The organism is Exiguobacterium sp. SH0S7 (genome assembly GCF_004337195.1).
Lineage (GTDB): Bacteria > Bacillota > Bacilli > Exiguobacteriales > Exiguobacteriaceae > Exiguobacterium > Exiguobacterium aurantiacum_A.
On record NZ_SJVA01000001.1, the window covers coordinates 67,525 to 88,629 of the forward strand.

The 21,105-nt window shown below is 52.0% G+C and carries 22 protein-coding genes, 1 other RNA gene and 1 pseudogene; 8 read left to right on the forward strand and 16 right to left on the reverse strand.

Features of this window, described 5'->3' with window-relative positions; translation table 11 throughout:
* Positions 1-220 precede the first annotated feature (220 nt).
* Complete coding sequence (locus EVJ22_RS00350) at positions 221-1,258, forward strand: SDR family oxidoreductase (RefSeq protein WP_070327226.1); 1,038 nt, start codon at positions 221-223, stop codon at positions 1,256-1,258.
* Between the two features lie 51 nt (positions 1,259-1,309).
* Here the strand turns inward: EVJ22_RS00350 and EVJ22_RS00355 are convergent, their stop codons facing one another.
* Positions 1,310-1,633 (reverse strand): YflT domain-containing protein, encoded by a 324-nt coding sequence (locus tag EVJ22_RS00355; protein ID WP_035386614.1) that lies wholly within the window; start codon positions 1,631-1,633, stop codon positions 1,310-1,312.
* A 103-nt stretch (positions 1,634-1,736) separates the two neighbouring features.
* Entirely contained in the window at positions 1,737-1,970 is a 234-nt protein-coding gene (locus EVJ22_RS00360; RefSeq protein ID WP_131442855.1) for a hypothetical protein, read from the reverse strand.
* Between the two features lie 128 nt (positions 1,971-2,098).
* Between EVJ22_RS00360 and EVJ22_RS00365 the strand changes: the two genes are divergently transcribed.
* Complete coding sequence (locus EVJ22_RS00365) at positions 2,099-3,142, forward strand: GTP pyrophosphokinase (protein ID WP_233589544.1); 1,044 nt, start codon at positions 2,099-2,101, stop codon at positions 3,140-3,142.
* A gap of 89 nt (positions 3,143-3,231) precedes the next feature.
* A complete protein-coding gene (locus EVJ22_RS00370) occupies positions 3,232-3,669 on the forward strand; it encodes a MarR family winged helix-turn-helix transcriptional regulator (RefSeq protein WP_071397555.1) in 438 nt (145 codons plus the stop codon).
* Between the two features lie 88 nt (positions 3,670-3,757).
* On the opposite strand, the gene EVJ22_RS00375 is transcribed toward EVJ22_RS00370, so the two are convergent.
* The 6 genes from EVJ22_RS00375 to EVJ22_RS00400 all read right to left on the reverse strand — a co-directional run bounded on the left by EVJ22_RS00375 (position 3,758) and on the right by EVJ22_RS00400 (position 9,574).
* Positions 3,758-4,051 carry a hypothetical protein gene (locus EVJ22_RS00375; RefSeq protein WP_071397556.1) on the reverse strand — a complete coding sequence of 98 codons (294 nt, stop codon included), beginning with the start codon at positions 4,049-4,051 and terminating at the stop codon, positions 3,758-3,760.
* A gap of 99 nt (positions 4,052-4,150) precedes the next feature.
* Positions 4,151-4,789: a class F sortase gene (locus EVJ22_RS00380; RefSeq protein WP_233589545.1), complete on the reverse strand. Its 639-nt coding sequence runs from the start codon at positions 4,787-4,789 to the stop codon at positions 4,151-4,153.
* The gene (locus EVJ22_RS00385) at positions 4,737-5,534 is read right to left on the reverse strand and encodes a DUF4397 domain-containing protein (protein ID WP_131442857.1); all 798 of its coding nucleotides are present in this window, start codon (positions 5,532-5,534) and stop codon (positions 4,737-4,739) included. The genes EVJ22_RS00380 and EVJ22_RS00385 overlap by 53 nt, the downstream gene beginning before the upstream one ends.
* A 249-nt stretch (positions 5,535-5,783) precedes the next feature.
* Positions 5,784-6,497, reverse strand: coding sequence for a glycerophosphodiester phosphodiesterase (locus tag EVJ22_RS00390; protein ID WP_071397559.1), 714 nt, complete (start codon positions 6,495-6,497; stop codon positions 5,784-5,786).
* Positions 6,498-6,508: 11 nt separating this feature from the next.
* A complete protein-coding gene (locus EVJ22_RS00395; RefSeq protein ID WP_071397560.1) occupies positions 6,509-7,975 on the reverse strand; it encodes a carboxypeptidase M32 in 1,467 nt (488 codons plus the stop codon).
* 66 nt (positions 7,976-8,041) lie between these two features.
* Positions 8,042-9,574 (reverse strand): FAD-dependent oxidoreductase, encoded by a 1,533-nt coding sequence (locus EVJ22_RS00400; protein ID WP_131442859.1) that lies wholly within the window; start codon positions 9,572-9,574, stop codon positions 8,042-8,044.
* A gap of 202 nt (positions 9,575-9,776) precedes the next feature.
* Between EVJ22_RS00400 and EVJ22_RS00405 the strand changes: the two genes are divergently transcribed.
* Positions 9,777-10,760, forward strand: coding sequence for a D-alanyl-D-alanine carboxypeptidase family protein (locus tag EVJ22_RS00405; RefSeq protein ID WP_071397561.1), 984 nt, complete (start codon positions 9,777-9,779; stop codon positions 10,758-10,760).
* 349 nt (positions 10,761-11,109) lie between these two features.
* Complete coding sequence (putP, locus tag EVJ22_RS00410; protein ID WP_071397562.1) at positions 11,110-12,591, forward strand: sodium/proline symporter PutP; 1,482 nt, start codon at positions 11,110-11,112, stop codon at positions 12,589-12,591.
* Between the two features lie 60 nt (positions 12,592-12,651).
* Here the strand turns inward: putP and EVJ22_RS00415 are convergent, their stop codons facing one another.
* From EVJ22_RS00415 to EVJ22_RS00440, 6 genes and pseudogenes are all read right to left on the reverse strand, one after another.
* Positions 12,652-12,948 (reverse strand): hypothetical protein, encoded by a 297-nt coding sequence (locus EVJ22_RS00415; protein WP_233589546.1) that lies wholly within the window; start codon positions 12,946-12,948, stop codon positions 12,652-12,654.
* 14 nt (positions 12,949-12,962) lie between these two features.
* Positions 12,963-13,517, reverse strand: a complete 555-nt coding sequence (locus tag EVJ22_RS00420) for a hypothetical protein (protein ID WP_071397563.1) — start codon at positions 13,515-13,517, stop codon at positions 12,963-12,965.
* Between the two features lie 78 nt (positions 13,518-13,595).
* Positions 13,596-14,417, reverse strand: a complete 822-nt coding sequence (locus EVJ22_RS00425; RefSeq protein WP_071397564.1) for a YihY/virulence factor BrkB family protein — start codon at positions 14,415-14,417, stop codon at positions 13,596-13,598.
* Between the two features lie 111 nt (positions 14,418-14,528).
* Positions 14,529-15,927: pseudogene (locus tag EVJ22_RS00430) on the reverse strand (alanine/glycine:cation symporter family protein).
* A gap of 81 nt (positions 15,928-16,008) precedes the next feature.
* Positions 16,009-16,914 carry a Gfo/Idh/MocA family protein gene (locus EVJ22_RS00435; RefSeq protein WP_071397565.1) on the reverse strand — a complete coding sequence of 302 codons (906 nt, stop codon included), beginning with the start codon at positions 16,912-16,914 and terminating at the stop codon, positions 16,009-16,011.
* A gap of 69 nt (positions 16,915-16,983) precedes the next feature.
* Positions 16,984-17,166 (reverse strand): hypothetical protein, encoded by a 183-nt coding sequence (locus EVJ22_RS00440; RefSeq protein WP_071397566.1) that lies wholly within the window; start codon positions 17,164-17,166, stop codon positions 16,984-16,986.
* A 197-nt stretch (positions 17,167-17,363) separates the two neighbouring features.
* Here EVJ22_RS00440 and EVJ22_RS00445 point away from each other — a divergent pair, with 197 nt between their 5' ends.
* Positions 17,364-18,326 carry a DNA/RNA non-specific endonuclease gene (locus tag EVJ22_RS00445; RefSeq protein ID WP_131442861.1) on the forward strand — a complete coding sequence of 321 codons (963 nt, stop codon included), beginning with the start codon at positions 17,364-17,366 and terminating at the stop codon, positions 18,324-18,326.
* Between the two features lie 242 nt (positions 18,327-18,568).
* Positions 18,569-18,790 (forward strand): hypothetical protein, encoded by a 222-nt coding sequence (locus tag EVJ22_RS00450; protein WP_131442863.1) that lies wholly within the window; start codon positions 18,569-18,571, stop codon positions 18,788-18,790.
* A gap of 101 nt (positions 18,791-18,891) precedes the next feature.
* Here EVJ22_RS00450 and EVJ22_RS00455 read toward each other — a convergent pair whose 3' ends face one another.
* Entirely contained in the window at positions 18,892-20,058 is a 1,167-nt protein-coding gene (locus EVJ22_RS00455; RefSeq protein WP_131442865.1) for a THUMP domain-containing class I SAM-dependent RNA methyltransferase, read from the reverse strand.
* A gap of 110 nt (positions 20,059-20,168) precedes the next feature.
* Positions 20,169-20,536: RNase P RNA component class B (gene rnpB / locus EVJ22_RS00460), an RNA gene on the reverse strand.
* A 120-nt stretch (positions 20,537-20,656) separates the two neighbouring features.
* Between rnpB and EVJ22_RS00465 the strand changes: the two genes are divergently transcribed.
* Positions 20,657-21,064, forward strand: a complete 408-nt coding sequence (locus tag EVJ22_RS00465; RefSeq protein WP_131440798.1) for a hypothetical protein — start codon at positions 20,657-20,659, stop codon at positions 21,062-21,064.
* Positions 21,065-21,105: the final 41 nt, after the last annotated feature.

The following is a 21,105-nucleotide window of genomic DNA, read 5'->3' on the forward strand; positions in this document are numbered from 1 at the left end:
ACTTTTTAAAAAGTTAAACCCCTATTCTTTCGATTTTAGCGTCTTGACATCGATGAGCACGCTCCTCGGGAAGGAAGAGCGCTGTCCTGCTCGCGCGTTTGTTTTACTCGCGGCGGACCGCGTAGACCGTTGATGCTGCTATAAAAATCTGAGTTCGAAGTGGCTCATTCTCGTAACGCTTGGTATGATGGGTAGAGACTGAACAGAGAGGAAGAACGCTGTGAATATTTTTATGACCGGTGCGACCGGATTTTTAGGAGGGCGGCTCGCCCGCGAACTGATTGCCCGAGGACATCGACTTTGCGTCTTGGCCCGAACGCCACAGAAAGTGACGGCGATGTTTACGAAGAGTGAACTTCGTTCGATCGACGTGCTCGCCGGTGATTTGACGGCTCCGCTCCTTGGAGCGGACGAGGCGTTTATCCAATCAAACGTTGATCAATTCGATTTGGTGCTCCACATGGCGGCGCTCGTCAAATTCGACGAAGAATTGCGCGAGGAGCTGTTCGATACGAACTTGACGGGGACGAGACAGGCCCTCGCTTTGACGAAGGCGTTGCACTGCCCCCGCTTCTTCCATGTCAGTACGGCCTACACGCTCGGGGCTCGTGAAGCAGGCGATGAGACGCTATATGCGACGGACCAGCCGTTCCATAATCCGTATGAGGAGAGCAAGGCCCATGCCGAACGCGAAGTCTGGGCGGCCCGACACGACCTCGCCGTCTCCATTTTCCGGCCGGCCATCATCGTCGGCGACTCGAAAACCGGGGAAGCCGACTCGAAGTTCACAATGTACGGTTACATGCGCGCCCTCGAGGTGTTCAAGCGCCGCCTCGAGCGTCGAGGTGCCCCGGCCGAACCGATCCGTCTGCTCGGCTCGGAGACCGGTACGTCTAACCTCGTCCCGGTCGATTACGTGGCCGATGTGTTGCTCGCCGCCATCGAGCACGCCCGCCCGAACACGATTTACAACGTGACGAACGATGCCCCGCCCCGGAACGAGACGATGCTCGAGTACATGAAGCAGGCGCTCGCGTTCCCGCATCTCAAGATCACCGAGACTCAATCCTCAAAGCTCAGCAACGTTGAGCACACGTTCAATGAGATGGTGAAAGTGTTCAATCCTTATTTGAATCGTAATATCGTCTTCAATGATCAAAATACGAAGCAACTTTTGGCCGATGCCGGCTATAAGCCGCTTGATTTGGATGAACGGTCGCTCCGCCGGATCGTCGATGCCTACTACGATACGAAGTGACATCAAAAAACGGACCTGACAAATTTGTCAGGTCCGTTTTAAAATGGTCATTCAACTTTTGTCGCAAACGAGAACGATTTTACCGTCCTGAATCTCACTTTCAAGTGATTCGACCATCTGCTTCGTCAGCCCGAGGCTCTCGAGTTGGTCAAGGCGGTCATCCGAGTTTTTCGTGAATTTTGACACGAGTGATTCCCACATGCCTTTTTCGGTGATGCGGTAAGGCTGGACACCCGCTTCGGCAGCGAGTCGAATCGTCAATTCTTCATCTTTGGCAAATAAGTAAATGCTCTCATTGACGCATCCGCCCGACACCATCCCGTTCACTTCATGGTCGACCGAAGTCATATCTGGCACAATTCTCGTTTCTAACATCTTTCATCCTCCTAAACGTTCGCTTTCTAAAATCGAATAATATACTATTCCCGAAAAGTGAGTCATAAAACCCGATTGGACGAATCGTTTTATTAACAAGAGGTCAATGTATCGTGTAAGACCAACCCTCGATCTCGAAGTGGTCGACAAGCCCTTGGATGCGCTGTCGCTCCTCGGCTTCGGTCTCCACCCCTTCCCGTCCGACTTTCAGACTGAACAGTTCTGATTGCGAACTGAGCTTCGAGACTTTGTAACCGGCCTGTTGCAACAAGCCCGAAATGATTTCAAGTTTCTCGCGCTCGGGCGATTTGAACGTATGCGACACTTTCATAGTCATCTTCCTTCCCCTTTTTCTCTGACGTATTGTATCATATCAACCGGGAAGTACCGCCGTGCTATCAAGTTTTCATTGATGATATAATAAGAAGAATGAGACAAGGAGTGATTGAGATGCCGAGACAGGATATGAACACAATCATGCTCGACTATATGAATGAGAAAGAGGACTATGAGGCATTCGCCGCCAAGCTGAAGTCGCTGCTGAGCGAACTGTTGGACGATGCCGGGATCCAGTTCCACTCGATCGTCGCCCGAGCGAAAGAAGCCGAGAGCCTATATGCGAAACTGTCCCGCAAGCCGTACCAGTACCGGTCGCTGCGTGACGTCCAAGATTTGGCCGGAATCCGGATCGTCACTTATTTTCATGATGACGTCCGCGCCGTCGCCCACATTCTTGAAGAAGAGTTTCGAATCGACCGCGAGCAGTCGATCGACAAGTCGACGTTGCTCGACCCGAACGAGTTCGGATACCTGTCCGTCCATTACGTCGTCGGATTGAGCGATAAACGGCTCGCCCTCGGTGAATACCGACGTTTCGAGGAGAAAGAGGCCGAGATCCAAGTCCGCTCGATCCTCCAGCACGCCTGGGCCGAGATCGAGCACGATTTAGGTTATAAGAACCCGAACGCGGTCCCACCAGAGATTAAGCGCAGCTTCAGCCGTGTCGCCGGACTGCTCGAGATCGCGGACTCGGAGTTCGTCAATATTCGCAAACAGTTGCGCACGTTCGAACAAGAGACGGTCGAACGGATCGTCGAGTCACCGGAGAAAGTCACGATCACCCGCGATAACTTGAACTACTATATCGCCAACGACGTCACCGTCGAGAAGCTTGATAACGCCATCTTCCAAAGCGACTGGCTACTCGAGACCGACTTGTCGACCATCGTCGAGCTGACGCGCATGTTCCATTATGCCGAGATCCGAACGTTCCAAGATTTGAGGGATACGCTCGATCGTTACTTCAATCGAGCCGTTCAATGTGCGACGCTACTGCCGTCCTCGTTGCTGCCGCGTCAAGGGATGGGTGTCGTCTATGCCGTTCTCGCCAAACTGCTCGCGGAAGGCGATGATCAACAGATTGAATTCTTCTTCCGTCGGTTTTATCCGGACTTGAAGCATTACGACGAAATCATTCAAGAATTGCGTATCCACGAAGAGCCATCATAACTTTACAGACTTCATGTTTTTGTTGTAGAATGTTTTTATGTACTGAAATATATGCAAATAATGATTTTTTATAGAAGGGACTTTCGAGGATGACAACACCTGTACACACGGCATCCCGTCGCCAGCTCGTCGCAGACGCTGAGCGTGGGATTCGCATGAACTACCGCGGAGTGAAAAAGAACCTCCGCTCGATGTTTTCGCAATACTTGACGCGTAACGAATTCTTCATCCTCCGATCGCTCTGTCAAAATAGTCCACAAATCGCCTCGGCTTTGTCGAATGAGTTTCAATTCTCGGCCTCGATGATCACGGCCCTTGCTGATGAGTTGACGAAAAAAGGCTTGATCTCGCGCGAACGCAGCGATCGCGACCGTCGTGTCGTCGAACTTCAAGCGACAGAGGAAGGCCGTGTCTTGTTCGAAACGCTCGAACACATGAAAATCGAGTACTTGATGGACGTGTTCGGCGATTTTTCGGACGAAGAATTGGTCCTTCTCTCGAAGTTGCTCGACCGCATGGACGCCTAAGGCGAACCAGACTTTATAGTGAATACGACTTAAAACAAGCAACAGGTCCCGAATCATCGGGACCTGTTGCTTGTTTTAGATATCCGATTCATTCACCTAGCCGCGCCTGATCGGCTGCCTGTTCACGCGCCCTCATCTTTTCATTCCATCTTCGGTGCTCTTCAAAAAACAAGTCTTGCTCGTTATGGAGACGCATTTCTCTCATTTTCTTACTCAGTTCCCGTTTCTCTTTCACTGAGTCACGACCTAACACGAACTGCCAAGTCAAATATATGCCGATCGCAAGTAAGAAACTGCCGCTGCCGCTCCCCGTGCTTTCATAACCGATTAACCAGAAAATAATAAATAGCCCTGTATTTGCGATGTGTTTTCTTTTGAGCACGCTTAGTTAAGTCTCCCATCAACTTCTTCAATCAATTGTCCGACAGTTTATTAAACATTAAAAAGCTCGGGATGACAACCATCCCGAGCAGAGAGCATTTTATGCTTTAACAATCGCCGTGACGACGATCCGGTCTCGATACCCATGCTCTGGGTCGTAAGGACCCGCACACGTGATGAGTTGAAGACGAACCGATTGTGTCGCCGCGAAAATCGAGGCGAGAGGAACATCTTCGACCCGGTACCGTTCGACTGACACGACCTCATATTCGATCACTTGCTTGTTACGCTGGAGGGTCACCTGCTCTCCAAGTCGTATCTGATCAAGATTAGCGAAAATGGCCGGGCCTTGTAAATCATCTAAATGTCCGGATAAGACGACGTTGCCTTTCGATCCTGCTTTCGCCCCGTGACGATACCAGCCGACCTCGTCTGCTTCAGTCGGTGTGTCCATCCGGTCGTATCGGTCTTTACCGACCGGCTGGATGACAGTATCGACGTCAATAGACGGAATCTTCAGTCGTTTCGGAACGAACGTCTCGGTGTGAAAGGACTGACGATCGATTTCAGTGGCGGCCAACACGAGCGGGTCTGCGAATCCGACAGTTGAAAGTTTCGCATCCATGTCCGGGGCGTCCGCTACTGGTGCTACCATGAGGAACGAGAACGTTCCGATCAAAAGTAGCTTAGGCGTCTTGTTTCTGACGACGAAACACGTAGAAGCCAGCTGCTGCTGCACCAAGTACTGCTGCTGCGAACAACCAGTTCATTGAAGCTGTCTGAGCGAGACCACCTTGACCTGTCTCAGGAGCTCCGGCCATTTCTCCACCATCAGCTGCGAGGAGTACTTCGAAAGCAGGCTCCCCTTCAAGAAGTCCGATTGCGAATGCCGTATAGTTTTTACCGCCTTCGAGGGCGACGCCATCAAGTGCTTTTACGACGTCAGTCGCGCCAGCTGGGCGAACTTCAAGATCGTATGTTCCAGCATCGAGTGTACCGTAATCACTGACTGTTTTGAACTCGAGGTTTGAGAAGAGTGGATCTCCACCTTTTGGAGCTACATCGACTGCAGGTGCGTCAGGTGCAAAGTGAGCGACGCGGACTTTTGATTTGCCTTCTTCAAAGTTGGCGTCATCTTCCATCGCTGCGATCTCGATGTTTGCAAGTTGACCAATCGCTGCCGCTGTGTAGAATTTACCAGCTTCGATTGAAAGGTCGGCTGCGACGACGACTGTCTCAGTGTCGCCTGCTGGTTTGATTTCGACGTTGTAGTCACCAGCCGGTAGTGTCAAGTAATCCGTAAGCGCTTTGAACTCCGCGCCTTCGACTGCGACTTCACCGTTGACATAGACGTCCACCGCAGGGGCGTCAGGCGAAGCGTGGAGCACACGGACCATCGCGTTCTCGTGTCCATCTGCACTGACTGGCAGGATGAACGCGAACGCTAGAGCAAGTGTACCAAGTAAAGACATCAATTTCTTCATGTGAAATTTCCTCCTTTTTTGCTTGGGTTGACCGATCGACTGCATACGACAAGTTTGATGCGATGCTGCATAGTGTGCTACATCTGATTGCTATGTAGCTGGTGACATCTTAAACTTAAGACAACAGGACGACGGCGTAAAGATGACGGTGTGCTTTGAATATGCCGTTCGGCACATTTGGCTGTTACCGTTTTCTTTACATAGTCTTCCTTCCCGTTTCCATAAATTTAAAAACCCCGTAACATGTCGTTACGGGGTTGAATGTGCTCGAGCCCATTCGATATCGTTGACGAAAACCGCATCGACACCGAGCCGTTGGAACCGTTTCAGCTGTTCGATCGTCTTGACCGTGTACGGACGGACCTTGACACCGTTCTGTTGAATGAGCTTGATCTCGTCATCGGTCATCGTTCGGACACTTGGATGCACGCCTGTCGCCCCGAGCTCGTTCAAGTAACCTGCCAAGTCGAACAGCGGTTGGGCGATGAGCGCGGCAAACTCGTACTCGGGAGCTAACCGCTTCAACCGGTAGAGCGTCTCATGATTGAAGGAAGAGAACAGGACGCGGTCGGCCGGGAATCGATGGGCTCGCAGCGTCTCGACGAGCCGGTCTTCGATCCCCTCGTACCGGTCGATGTCGGTCTTCACTTCAAGGTTGAGACAGACGCCCGTTCCTTTTACTAAGTTTAACAGGTCGTCTAGTGACGGGATGCGCTCCTCGAGGTCGAATAAGACACCGGCGTTATATCGTCCGAGCTCGGACAACGTCATCTCGGCAATACGGCCCGACCCGTCTGTCGTCCGGTCGATCGTCTCATCGTGAATCAAGACGAGGCGACCGTCTTTCGTCAAATGGACGTCCGTTTCAATCCCGTCGGCATGGGCGGCGAGCGCTGCGCGAAACGCCGCCATCGTGTTCTCCGGGAATTGGTTCATCACCCCGCGGTGCGCGAATAGCTTCATCTGAAGACTCCTTACCCGGTGACGTATTTTTTCGTCAAATAGCGGACGAGCGGACGTACCGAGATATCGCCTCCGGTCACTTGCTTGATCAGCTCGTTCGGGGTGAGCGACTTACCGTGGCGATGGACGTTCGTCTCGAGCCACTGTTTGATCGGACCGAACTCGCCTTCATGCACTAACGTCTCAAAGTCGGAGCGCTCCGATTTGAGCGTCTCGGTCAACTGCGCCGCATAAATCAATCCGAGCGCATAGCTTGGGAAGTAGCCGAACGACCCGCCGGCCCAATGGACGTCTTGCAATACGCCTTTCGCATCATTCGGCACCTCGACGCCTAAGTACTCTCGATATTTCTCGTTCCAAGCGCTCGGCAGCTCGGCGACGGTCAAATCGCCTTGGATGAGTGCCTTCTCAAGCTCGTAGCGGATGATGATATGGAGGCTATACGTCAGTTCATCCGCCTCGATCCGGATGAGCGATGGCTTCGCCTCGTTCACGCCCGCATAGAACGTATCGAAGTCGATATCTTGAAACGCCGGATGTCGTTCTTGTAGCCGTGGATAGACGCTACGTAAAAACGCCTCGCTGCGCCCGACGAAGTTTTCAAAGAAGAGCGACTGTGACTCGTGGATACCCATCGATGCCCCTCCCCCGAGTCCGATCTCGTCGAGCGCCTCGTCGATCTGTTGCTCGTACGTCGCGTGGCCCGCCTCGTGCATCGTCCCGAATAGGGCGTTGCGGAAGTCCGACTCATCATACTTCGTCGTGATCCGCACGTCGCGGCGGTTGATCGTGATCTCGAACGGATGCACGGTCGCGTCGAGACGACCGCGGGACAAGTCATAATCGACGACCCGCATCCAATCGTGACAGATCTGTTCTTGCACCGCCGCCTCCATCGACCAGTCGAGTTCATGCTTGCTCGACTTCAATTGACGGATCAACGGGACGAGCTCGTCCCGTAACGTCTGGAACAATTCGTCGAGTTGTTCGACGGTCATACCCGGTTCGTAATCATAGAGCAACGCATCGTACGGATGCGTCTCATATCCGAAATAATCGGCGAACTTACGCTGGAACGCGACGATTTTTTCTAAATACGGAGCGAATGTGCCCCAATCGTTCTTGTCTTTCGCCTTTTCCCATGCCGTCTCGGCTTCAGAGACAAGTGTCACGTAGGCCTGATACTCCGCCGGAGGGATCTTGGCGTTCCGTTCATATTGCGTCTTCGCCACGGCGACCGAGCGGACCTCGGTCGGTGTCAACTCTTCGGTCGCTGTCATCTCGGCGAGCAGTTCCGCGAACGAATCGCTCGTCTGACGTTTGAACGCCTCTGTCGACAAGTAACCGATCGTCTCGGCACGAAGCGGGGCCGACTGTTCCGGCATCTGTGTCCGCATGTCCCAATATAGTAGCGAGATCGCCTCATCGAACGCACGTAACTGTTTGAAATGTTCACGCCATTGCTTTGTAATTTCCATCTGATTCCCACCCCTATGACAGTTGTTTCCTTACCTCTCTACTTTAATCGATGTGACGAAAAATGCCTATTCTTTCGACACATCCGCTTTTTGCTCGTAGTGGAGCGGCTTCGTCGCCGGACCTTCAAGGACGTTCCCTTGCGTGTCAAATCGTGATCCATGGCATGGACAGTCCCAAGACCGCTCCGCGTTGTTCCAATTGACGCTGCAACCCATGTGCGTGCAACGGGTCGATACGAGATGACAGTTGTTGTCGAGATCCCGATAAGCGCCGACTTTCTTGCCATCGACGTGAACGACCCCACCTTCGTCGAGTTGGAGGTCATTGAGCGAGCCCGGCTTCTCGAGCGTTCCTTTGACGAATTGGGCAGCCGTGTCCATATTCGTCTTCAAAAACTGACCGACATCCGCCGGTTTGAACTTCGAACGGAGCGGATCCAACAGTTCGGTAAACCGGTTCTTGTGACCAGTCAACAGGTCGGCGAGCAACAGCCCGGAAGCGATCCCGTTCGTCATCCCCCATTTGGCGAATCCGGTAGCAACGAAGACGTCCGGTTCACGACTGAACATTTGACCGACGTAAGGAAGATGGTCCAACGTGATCAAGTCTTGGGACGACCAACGGAAACTTGATTTTTTAGCGCGGAACGCCTCATTCGCGAACTGCTCCAACCGGTCGTAGCGCGTCCGCGTCTCCGTCACATGACCGCTCAGATGTCCCTCCCCTCCGACGAGGACGTACGAGCGATCGCCGTCATCGAACGTCCGGAACGAGCGGCTCGCCGAATCGACGCTCAAATACATGCCGTCCGGCACGGGATCGTTCGTCTCGCAAGCGACGATGTAGGACCGTTCGACCTCAAATTTCGAGAAGTATAGTCCACGGATGTCGTTGAACGGATAATGCGTCGCGACCACGACTTGATCGGCTTGGACACGGCGCCCGGTCGATGTTGTGACGATCGGACGCGGGCTTTGGCTGATCTCCGTCGCCCGTGTTTTCTCATAAAGCTTTCCGCCCGCTTCGACAAAACGACGTGCCAGTTCGTTCAAATATTTCACCGGATGAATCTGGGCTTGGTCGCGGATGACGGCTGCTTGTTGTACCGGGAATGGAAAGACGGCGTTGACCTCGTTCGTCGCATCCCCGCCATTCAACCCGATTTTTTGATACGCCTCGATTTCGGAGGCGAGCTGACTCGAACTGTCGATCGTATACAGATATGAATCTTTCACTTCGTAATCGATGTCGAATCCGGTTTCGACTTGACGTTTTAAATAGTCGAGCGCCTCATCGTTGAACTCATAGTAAAGACGTGCCGTCTCTTCATTGAACGTCTGCATCAATTTCGAATAGATGGCACCATGCTGGACGGAACATTTGGCCGTCGTATGCCCGGTCGTGCCGCGGCCGACTTCCGTCGCTTCGAGCAGAACGACCTGCTTGCCCCGGTTTTGAAGCTCATAGGCGGTGACGAGTCCGGCGATCCCCGCCCCGATGACGACGATGTCACAAGAAACGGAACTCTCGAGTCGTGGATACTGTAGGGTGCGATCGTGTTGTCGCCACAATGAATTCGTGAATGGATAGCGATGCATGATGATACCTCCTTTAGGAATGAACGTGTCTGCTTATGTGTATACCCATTCCCTTCTGTTTCATCACTCGATAAATATTGACCTGTTTCTCGATTTTGAAGACGATTTCATTGCCCGGCATCCATTATGGTAGAAAAGTAAACTATGAAGGAGCGATCGCAAAGTGAAACATACCCGTAGACATCGTAGACAGACCTATATAATGAGACGCTTGACCGTCGGTTTGATGCTCATCGGCTTGATCGTCATCATTCCGACACTCATCGGCTTCAAACAAGAAACGCCGATGAAACCTGGTCCGAAGGCGCCGATGACAGTGACAGTGCCGGTCAAACAAGGACCGACTTTCCCGAACATCCCGATGCAAGAATGGACCGAAAGTTCAACCTTGACCGTCGACCCGGAACAGATTCTTGTCGGGGCGATGACGTTCGTTGATTTGACGGACGGTGTCGTCTTGTTGGACAAACACGGGGAGGAACGTGTATACCCGGCCAGTACGACCAAGCTGATGACGGCATTGCTCGCCTACGAGAAAGCGGCGGTGTCCGGCGAACTGGACCGCCCCGTCGTCGAGGTTCTCGCAACGACGCTCGACATCCCCTGGGACAGTCACATCGTCCATCTTGCCGTCGGCGACCGCCTGACCGTCCGCCAAGCGCTCTACGCGACACTGCTCGAATCAGGCAACGATGCCGCCAATAGCTTGGCGGAGTATGTGAGCGGCTCGACGGCAGAATTCGTTGAACTGATGAATGAACGGGCTCGCGTCTTAGGCTTGACTGGAACGAACTTCAAAAATGCCCACGGCTATTCGGACCCCGACCACTATACGACGGCACGCGACATGGCTAAAATCACTTATGCGTTCGGGACGTATCCCGAACTCGTCGAAATCGCCGGAACATATGAATACGAGGCGAAGTTCGAAGACAAAGATGGATTGATGAAGCGACGGTGGTGGTATCACCTCGGGTCGGCGATCAACAGCCGCAGCATCCACTACTCGGACCTCGTCAAGGCGACGAAGACCGGTTATACCGACGAATCGGGCTACACGATGGTGTTTTTGATGGAGCATGAAGGCAAGCAGTACGCGCTCGTGACGATGCAGGCACGTTCCGGACAGACGTTCCCGACGATGCGGCTCGTCGAACAACTCGCATTCGGACGTCAGGCTGAATAAACGTTACATATAAAGAAGACCTGAACTGATCGGTTCAGGTCTTCTTTATGGCATATTCGTCTTAAAACAGTCACTTATGTTACAAGGAGATTACAGAGGCGTTGCCTCAATATTTCTAATTGTCACAATATTTAAACTTTTAGGGTGAAAAATAGCCTGTTTATCCGTTGGTATAATAGGCTTTAGAGCCGTTTTTATGAAAAGATGACAGTTTGCAATCATTCTGAAGGTCCGTTAAGGTTAGTGACAAGTTCGTAAAATCAGTTGGGTTCGTCATCTTTATGGGAGACTTCCCACATTTCAAACCAAAACTGTTGAACAACATTGAAAGCGTACAGGAGGTAATCAAATGTTATGGCAAGAATGGGTATCCATCGCGCTTTACCTCGTGATGATGCTAACGATCGGTTACGTCGCTTATAAGCGAACGACCGACTCATCAGATTATATGTTAGGCGGCCGCAAAATGGGGCCGGGTGTTACCGCCATGTCAGCCGGAGCTTCGGATATGAGTGGTTGGATGTTAATGGGTCTTCCGGGGGCAATGTATGCCACAGGATTATCAGCGATTTGGTTAGCCGTTGGATTGGTCATCGGAGCTTACTTGAACTACTTGTTAGTCGCTCCCCGTCTACGTGTCTTCACGGAGATGGCAAATGACTCGATCACGATTCCTGACTTTTTAGAGAATCGGTTCCGAGATCACTCGAACTGGCTACGGATCCTGTCAGCGTCCGTTATCATCATCTTCTTCACGTTCTATACGTCAGCTGGACTTGTGTCCGGCGGGAAGTTGTTTGAAAGCTCGTTCGGGATCAACTATCAGACTGGTGTCATCGCCACGATCAGCGTCGTCATTCTTTACACGCTCTTCGGTGGGTTCACTGCTGTTAGTTGGACAGACTTCGCACAAGGAATTATCATGTTCATCGCACTCGTACTCGTACCGGTCGTCGCTTTGACAGACGTCGGTGGGATGTCGAACGCCGTCAACACAGCGACAGCGATCAACACCGACCTGTTCGACTTGTTTAAAGGGACGACAACGCTAGGGATCATCGGTCTCCTCGCTTGGGGACTCGGTTACTTCGGTCAACCGCACATCATCGTTCGCTTTATGGCGATCAGAGATGTGAAATCATTGAAAGCGGCACGTCGGATCGGTATGGGCTGGATGACCGTCTCGATCATCGGTGCGGTCATGACCGGCCTCGTCGGTATCGCCTACTTCCGTGGTCAAGGCAATCCGCTAGCAGACCCGGAGACGGTGTTCATCCGTTTCTCTGACGTCTTGTTCCACCCGTTCATCACCGGATTCTTGCTCGCAGCGATCCTCGCAGCCGTCATGTCGACTGTATCGTCGCAATTGCTCGTCACGTCGTCGGCGTTGACTGAAGACTTCTATCGTAAGTTCTTCAACAAAGATGCAAGCGATAAAACGATGGTACTCGCCGGTCGAATCGGCGTATTGACGGTCGGTGTCGTGGCGACACTCATTTCGCTCAGCCCATCGAACACGATCTTGACGCTCGTCGGTTATGCTTGGGCCGGATTCGGCTCGGCCTTCGGTCCAACGATCCTCTTGTCGCTCTATTGGACGAAGATGACGCGCCAAGGCGCACTCGCCGGTATTCTCGTCGGTGCCATCACGGTCATCCTTTGGATCATCACGGGACTCTCGAGCGTCATCTATGAGATGGTGCCAGGCTTCTTCTTGAGTATGCTTGCCATCGTTCTCGTCAGCACGTTCACGAGCCAACGCGAACAAAAACGGATCAACCGTGAGTTCAGTGAAATGGAAACAGAACTTGCTGCCGCTAGAAAAGATTAAGTCATACAAAACGCTCGACCCAATTCACGGGTCGAGCGTTTATTTGTTGGTTGTACTTCTTTAGTACATCGTCCCCGCCATCACCCAAAGTTGGAGGAAGAACGTGATGAGAACGAGTGCGAGCATGGCATTTCTCATCCATCGATTTCGGTTCCAATAATACGCCATTAAGACGAACGGATGAAGCGCGGTCAATTCATACGGATTGAACCAAAACCAAGTGAGGATCAAGACGAGCAGGAAGTAGAGCACCGATTTCTGTTTCGTGGCACGATACTCCCGCCACATGTCGTAAGCCCCTTTAAAAAAAGCGACGAACGTGACAACCCAAAACACGATAACAATTATATTATTCAATCACCTTACCACCTTCATGAGACGTTTTCGAAATAGAAGCCACCCCAGTAAATATGTCGATACGTGAACTCCTTACCGCTCTCGGCCGTGATCACGATCTCATCTTCGGTCAAGACGAGCACGTGAACGGGGATCTCACCTTCCCGCAGCATCGGGCTGAACAGTTGGAACTGCTTGTTCAACCACTTCCGTTCCGTGAAGTCACGATAGTGGTGCAGTGCCAACGACGGGTGGACCAAGAACACTCCGACGATCAAAGCGATGGCACCAGGAGAAGCGGAGAGCTCAATCAGTAAAAACAGAACGAGCACGAGCGACAAGACCGCATAGCCAAATTCTAACAGCTCCATCAAGGAAGCCCGGCTGGCGACCACGTATTGGATGACACGAAACGTGACGTACAGCAGGATGCTGACCATCAAGTATTGCGAAAATGGAGCGGTGCTCATTGAGATGTCCAAATAAAAGAGTACCGGTAATAACATGACCCACTTCCATAATTGTAAGGCGAGGTAAAACAATGTTTGATCGATGAAACGACGATTGTGTACGAGCCGTTGCATATCCATGTTTCCCACCTCCGATTAAAAGATGTGTCTTAACGGTATCATTCCCTCAATTGTTGAATGATAACAAGCATTTGCAGGTCAATCGGAAATTTCTTTTCGTTCAATGAGCGTCGCGTTCAATAGCCCTCCAAGGAGGATGACGGAAGCCGCCAAATAAAACCAAACCAACAAGATAATAAACGCACCCAGCTGACCGTAAAACTGTTCGTAGTTGGCATATTGAGAATAGTAGCTGAAGACGTTGGAAACTGTCAATATGCCGATAGTAGCGAGTGTTGCTCCAGCCCAACTGTCACGGAACGTCCCGCGATGGCTCGGCAGCCATTTGTAGACGAGCAGGAAGACACCAAACATGACGAGCGTCCCGACGACCCAGCGGAAGTAAAACCATATTTGTGCATATCCCGCGACGATGTCGTCGACAAAGATGATCCGTGTCGACAGTTCGCGCAGCGCGGTCTCGGCCACAGGGATGACCAATGAGAACGGCAGAACGAACATAAGTGCAAGCGTGACGGCGATGTCCTGGAGAGCCCCTCTGAAGAACGACTTGTTACGGACGAGCCGATACGCATCATTCAATGACCGGACGAGCGACTGGACCGCCATCGACGAAATCCATAGCGCCGGCAAAATGCTGAGCGACGCCAGACGTAGCCTCGAGTCGTCAAATATCGCCTCGATGTTCCCTTCTAGCAGTCGATAGCTCGCTTCCGGCATGACTAGGGATAGCGCCGAGATGACGTCACCGCTCGTGAACGGGAGCCATCCAACAATGCCGAGGACGAACAGTAAGAACGGAAACGTCGACAAGATGAAATAATAAGCCAACATCGCGGCTTGGTCGAAAAAACGTTCGGCAAAAAAGCGCTTGAATAAAACTTTAAACGTCTGTATCATGCTGTCTACTCTTTTCTTAATTTATTTTTTTATAAATACGGTATGTGAAATAATAATATTGTTGCTTGAAAGGCAAGAATACGACAGTCGTTGCCTATTCTTGCCTCGTCCTTAACTGATGTGTTCTTGCTTCGATTCCCACGCCTCGAGATGTTCCTTGCCCGGCAGGTCGACGTCATCGCGCGAGAACACCGGATCCCGTCCGGACCGTTTTTGGGCGACGTAATCGTCGAGCAACAACTTCGCAACTTTGCTGAGACGGAAGATGGCGTACATGTTGACGAGCGCCATCAACCCCATGAAGATGTCGGCGATCGACCAGACGAGACCGGCCGAACGGACCGAACCGAACATGATCATCCCTAGCACGGCGATGCGATAGATGACGATATACACTTTCCGTTCCGAGATGAACTCGATGTTCGTCTCTCCGTAGTAATAGTTCGCTAAAATCGAGCTGAAGGCGAACAACAGGATGGCGATCGTCATGAGCGTCGTCGCGACCGGTCCGATCTCCGTCAGTAGCGCCTCTTGCGCGAGCTCGATGCCTTGGAAGTCTTCAGAACCGGGAACCCCCGGAGATCAAGACGATCATCGCGGTCGCCGTACAGATGAACAGCGTATCGACGAAGACACTGAGCGATTGGATCAACCCTTGCTTCACCGGGTGGCTGACCTCGGCGGTCGCGGCGGCGTTCGGCGCCGACCCCATCCCCGCCTCGTTCGAGAACAAGCCGCGCCGTATGCCTTGAAGCACCATCGCTCCGACGGCCCCGCCGAACAATTCTTGGAATCCGAGCACACCTTCTGAGAAGATGGCCGAGAACACGGCCGGAACGACGTCGAGATTCGTCAGCACGACCCAGAGCGCTAGCAAGATATATCCACCCGCCATGATCGGGACGATGATCCCGGACAACGTCGAGATCGACCGGATCCCGCCGAAGATGACGATCCCCGTCGCAACGGCCAAGATAACACCAACCCAGACCGTATCGATGGCGAAGACGTTATTGACAGAAAGCGCGATCGTGTTCGCCTGCACGGAGTTAAAGGCAAAGCCAAACGCGAACGTGATGAGAATCGCAAAGACGATCCCGAGCCAACGTTGACCGAGCGCCCGCTCGATGTAATAGGCCGGTCCGCCGCGCCACGCCTTGCCGTCATGCACTTTGTACACTTGGGCGAGCGTGCTCTCAACGAAAGCCGAGGCCGAGCCGATCAAGGCGATGAGCCACATCCAAAACACGGCCCCAGGTCCCCCGAGCGCGATCGCGGTCGAGACGCCGGCGATATTCCCGGTACCGACCCGTGCCGCCGTCCCGATGGCGAACGCCTGGAACGAAGACACTTGCCCTTTCTCGTGTTTGATTCCTTTGACAAACAATAACTTGAACATTTCCGGCAACATTCTAAACTGCACGAATCCCATCCGGATCGTGAAGAAAATCCCACCGGCAATCAATACAAAAATAAGAACGTACGTCCATAACAGGTCGTTCGCTTGCATGACCAATTCGCGGACATCCACTGCGCATCCCCTCCTTTTATGGAGTTCTTACCCGGTCTAGCCCCGCCAAAAACGATTCCGTCACCGTGTTGCCGCGTCCAGTATTTGTTCACAAAGGGCATGGGTCGTCAAGCTGTCCTCGGCGCGAACACAACCGTTCGGCTCCCCGTTCAACAGTTTGAGAAACGCGTCGATCATCGTCGTAAAGCCGCGCCGTGTCAAATTCGACTCCCACGGGCTCAAGGCGCGCTCGAGCATGCCGTCGGGCATAAAGTCGTAGACGCGCTCGACGTCTCGAGAGACGCGTTTTAGACCCGGTGACATCACTTCCATCACTTCTTCGGTGCAGCCGTTGTCCCGGTTCATGATGCCGACCGCCTCGACGCCGCCGGCCGTGAAATTGATTTGGAGCTGCTTGAGCGTATCCCCTTCATAACGCGTCCGAACAGACAAGTCCTCGACCGGATTGAGACCGGTCAAGTAACGGAGCGTGTCGACGACGTGGACGAAGTCCTCGATGATGAACTCACGCAGCGTCGCCGGTTGATATGTACGATTCTTTTGGATCAAGACGAGGTTCGGGTTCTCGACTTCTTTGAGCGCCGCCGTCGCCGTCGCAAAACGACGGTTGAAGCCGGTGACGAGTTCGACCTCGTGCTCGTTTGCGAGCCGGACGAGACGTTCGGTCTCCTCGAGCGTGAACGTGACCGGTTTATCAATGAAGACGTGGACACCTTGACGGAGGACGTACTCGGCTTGTCCGGCATGCGCTGACGTCGTCGAATGGATCAACACCGCATCCATCTCACCGAGCGGGACGTCCTCAAGCGTTCTGAAGTGACCGCTGAATCGATATTGACAGACGAGTTGTTCCGCTTTCCCCTGATCCCGCGAGACAAGGTAAACGTCCACCCCGTCTAACCCGGCATAGACCGGTAAGTACGCTTTCTTGGCAACATCACCTAAACCAACAACGACTAATTTCATTTCAACATCACTCCTCTTTCGATTGACTGAACAAAACCCCAAAGCGTCGGCCCGGGGTCGATGGTTCATTTAATAGACCGCTAAAATTTCAAAACTCGTGATCGGCTTACGAATCGCATCCGATACGATTTGATAAAGATCAGCGAGTTGCTCGTTATCGTTCAAGTCCGGCGTTCGATCAAGCTCGACTTCACACGTTCGTGTCGTCTGCTCCTTGTCTTGAAACGCATATTCGATGGTGTACGACTGCATGGCACGTCTCCTCTCCACTATGTATACGTATGTATAACCTGTAACTGAACGATTGAAACGCTTCAAGCAGATCAAGTCAAATCGTTCAAGTTATATATATTCAGAAATCCTACAATTTCCAATCATAAGCCTTGTATAATCATTCAAAGATTCCTAGAATGAACAAGTATGTACCAAGTGATTAAAGGAGTTTTTAAATGAAAGCACGATTTACTTATTTAGCCTTACCTCTGGCGATGTTTCTACTGGCCGGATGTAGCACCGAAGAAGTGTCATCCCCTATCGATGATACGACTGAAGTGACCGATTCGCAAGAGGAATCGTCCGATGTACCCGATTCAACAGAGGAATCTGTCGAAGTGGTCGATTCACAAGAAGAATCCGCTGTCGAGACGGAAGCGGAGGAACAACAACCGACTAGCGATCGCTTCTCTGGTTATGAACGTGTCGAAGTCGACGGTGGTGATCTGTCCGGACATCGCGAGGCGAATGTTGTCGTCGACGTCGGTTTCGGAGACCGTGAGTATTGGGCGTTCACGAACGATCATGGGCAACTCGTGAAAGTGACAGCTGACGAGATCATTCTACAAGATGATGAGAACGAGGACGTCAACTCGTCAGGACGCTACTACTGGGACGAGGCGAAAGTCCCAGGCGTCGAACATAGCAAGCTAGATGAAGGACATGTCATCGCCGATTCGCTCGGGGGCGTCTCTAACGCCTTCAATATCACCCCGCAAGACAGCACGCTCAATCGGCACGGGGACCAGGCTTATATGGAAAGTGTGATTCGTAGTGCGGGCGGGGCGACCGATTTCGAGGCCATCATCACGTATCCGGATACCGAGACGCAAATCCCGTCGAGCTATCAATACACGTACACGTTGAAAGGCAACGTCATCGTCGACAAGTTTGACAATGTGAATCCGGACGAGGTGAACGACGGGCTCGGATTGACCGAAAGTGAACCAGAACCGGAGGCTGCTCCCGCTCCTGCTGCAGAGCCTGCTGGCGACGTATCAAGCGTCGATGCAAACGGGAACGGGCAAGTGACGATCCAGGAAGCGAAAGACGCCGGCTTCAGCATGCCGATCACGAGCGACCACTGGCTCTACCCGCACATGCGGGATAATGATGGGGATGGAATGGTCGGCGAATAACACGTAACCTCCCCGCGTGAGTCAACTTTTTGTACGACGATTTCACAGTATACGTGACGACGCTCTTTCTAGTTAAAGGAAGAGCGTTTCTTTTTGTTGAATAAGATATGCAGTCGAATGTTTCACGTTTCTCTTGAATGATGGTGAATCGGGATGGAACACAAATTTTCAAATTTTTAACCCCGCCTTATTAGGAGTTATTGCTGTCAGTACGGCATACATATAGTTTAGGAGGTTCAAATATGAAACGCTTGGTGGGTTTGCTGATCATTACGCAAACAATTTTGTTTGGCATGTTAATCTTTCAATTGAATGAATTAGCTGATTCTGTCTTACAGGCTGCATCTTACGTAGCAACACAAGAAGGATCGCTTGCATGGGGTGGAAACATGTCGCCTTGGTTTTTGTTTTTACTTCTCGGACTGACATTGCTAGGCGCCTATTTAACGTTTTCTAAAGAATAAGAAGCGTTTTTGTCGTCCGAACAGAAAAAAGACCATAGACATGTGTCTACGGTCTGAAGTCGCTCTAGAAGCGTTTCTTTGTATCTACGAGCAATGACGACTTACTTACCTTCTGAAGTCGTCTCGACTGAACGTCTCGGCGGACGTTTGCCGAAGAACTGGTAGTACTGCGTCTCGATATTCCCGTTATACAGCTTGCGGCGCTTCGTCGCCGGGCGGCCGTAGGCTTTCTCGAAGTCTTCGTAACTCGTCAACATATAGACGCTATAGCCCGGATATTTGGCATATTGTTGCCCGATCCGCTCGTACAGTTCAATGATCTCGTCTTCCGTCTGCAACCGCTCACCGTAAGGCGGGTTACCGATGATGATTCCGTAATCCTCGGTAGGCTTGAGCGCCGCCGCATCGGTGTGGACGAACGTGATCGCGTCACGGACGTCGGCGAGGTCGGCGTTGTCTTTTGCGAGTTTGACCATGCGCGGGTCGAGGTCGATGCCGTAAATCTTGAGCGGCTTGTCCCACTCGGCTTTTTCGTTCGCTTCATTGATTGCCTCGTACCAAGCTTTCTTCGGTACACATGGCCAATCTTGCGAACAGAATTCACGGTTTAATCCCGGTGCGATATTGCGACCGATGAGCGCGGCCTCGATCGCGAGCGTCCCAGAGCCTGTGAACACGTCATAGAACGGCATGTCCGGCTTCCAGTTCGTCAGCTTGATCATCGCTGCGGCCATCGTTTCTTTGAGCGGTGCCTGCGAATGCAACTCGCGGTAGCCGCGACGGTGAAGCGCGTCACCCGACGTGTCGATCGTGATTGTCGCCACGTCTTTCAGGAGCGCGACTTCAATTGGATAGACTGCACCCGTCTTCGGAAGCCATTCATCCGGTTTGTTGTAGCCGCGTTGCATCGCATCGACGATCGCTTTCTCGGTGATTTTTTGGCAGTCGCGGATCGAGAACAGTTGCGACTTGACCGAACGTCCGTCGACGGTGAAACGGGCGTCCCACGGCATTAGCTCCGTCCAAGGCAAGTCGACGACACCGTCGAATAGTTCCGTGAACGTCGTCGCCTTGAACTCGGCGACGACAAGTTTGACGCGGTCCGCCGTTCTGAGCCAAATGTTCAAACGGGGAATATCCTCCATCTCGGCGTCGATGTAGACGCGTCCATTCTCGATTTCACACGTGTAACCGAGGTCACGTACTTCTTTAGCAACGAGCGCCTCGATGCCCATCGCTGCAGTTGCGATCAGTTTTCGTTTTGCCATATGATCCCTACTTTCCTAATTCGTAATTGTTAAGCGTAAAATGGTCAAGTAAAAAGGAGCTCAAGTAAGATTGCTTGAACTCCTTGTCAATGTAAGTTGAGACTATGCTGCCCTGTAAGCCATGTTCTGTACTCCGGTGCTCATAGCGGTTTCCCTGGCACGATGGAGTGACAATCATCTATCTGCGCCGCTTGGCGCCTTCCGTCCCGTTCGATTCCAGTCAGGAAGTTCCCCTACCATAGTTTGGGTTTCTCGCTCGTGGGGTTTACCTCGTTCCACTCTGAACGTTTCCGAACAGACTCCGTCACTGTGGCACTTTCAAGAAGCTTGCACCGTATCCGAGGACTTAGGTGCTTCTTCTGCCGTCAACTTGCGTTGCCTACACTTATCTTTTCGTGTAGCACGATCACTACAGCCATCACAGGCTGTGCGAGCATGGACTTTCCTCAAGACTTGCGTCCCGCGATTGTCCAGACTTCATAGTCACTTAATCATTGTAGCGGATATTGCCAAAGATGACAACTAAGAAACCGAACTTGATTTTCATTGGCGTCAGCGCTAAAATAAGGCGTGTTCCATTGAACAAGGAGGGATTTTGATGCGTCAAGATGCAAAAAAAGGTTGGATCCAACGACTGACCTATGTGATCGAGATCGATGACATTAAAGCGCTCCACCCGAACAACGGCGTATTCGCCTTCTACCGTAAAAATCGACTCGTCCGAGGATTTGAGCCGTTTGACATTAAAGGACCGAATGAATTGTCTAAACGCGCTTATCACTTCGATCACCATAACTTGGCCCATTTACAGGAACGTTTTCCTGAATCGATTCCTTTATTCGACGCGTCGAAACAGACGCGACGCGTTTGGAGCGACGCCGTTCGCGTCGGTCTATGTGAAATCATCATCGACGGGAAGCTAAGTTTTGAACACATCGACGACAACGGCAACGTCTTAGAAGCGAATATCCGCTGGAGCGGTGAAGCCATCACGATCGACCAATAATGGATTGAATGAAAAACGCCCGCATCTTTCGACTCGTCTGT